This is a genomic window from Trinickia diaoshuihuensis, assembly GCF_003390925.1.
Taxonomy (GTDB): Bacteria; Pseudomonadota; Gammaproteobacteria; order Burkholderiales; family Burkholderiaceae; genus Trinickia; species Trinickia diaoshuihuensis.
Genome location: NZ_QUBS01000028.1, coordinates 1 through 554, shown reverse-complemented (window position 1 = coordinate 554; position 554 = coordinate 1). Strand labels below are relative to the sequence as shown.

At 77.8% G+C, this 554-nt stretch carries 1 pseudogene; it reads left to right on the top strand.

The window, feature by feature from the left end:
- Nucleotides 1-554 (top strand): annotated as a pseudogene (locus tag DXT59_RS30510) (DNA polymerase III subunit gamma/tau); the annotation flags it as partial.

Below are 554 nucleotides of genomic sequence, written 5' to 3'. Positions count from 1 at the left end.
GGCGCGGTGCCGAGCGCGGCGGCTCCGCGTTCGACGCCGGTGCCGTCCGCGGCGCCGGCCGATGCACCCAAGCGGGCCGCCTCCCCCGAATCGCCGGTGCAAGCGGCGGGGGCGCAGGCGGGCGAGGGCGTCGAGCCGGAACAGGATGCCGCGGCCGGCCGCCGCGACGGCGCGCAAGCTAGCTCCGCCTCGCCGGCGCCGGAATCGACCGGGATGGATGAGGCGCGCGCCGCGACACCCGTTCTCGGCGAAACGCACGCGGTGCAAGCGGTGGCCAACGAGCCTCTCCCCGCTGAAACGCTGAGCGCGACGGCTCGCGCGACGCCCGCCGCGCCGGATTCGGCGCCGGGCGTGCCGCGAGCCGATGCGCCTGCCGAAGCGCGCGCGCCGGCGTCGGCCGCGCCTAACGAGCCCGGCGCGGAGCCGCCCGTCGAATCGCGCGCCCGCATGGGCGGCGCCAGTGCCGCACTGGACGTATTGCGTAACGCGGGCCTGCGCGTCTCGACCGATCGCAACCGGGCAGGAGGCAAGAGCGCGGCGCCCGCTCCCGTGAA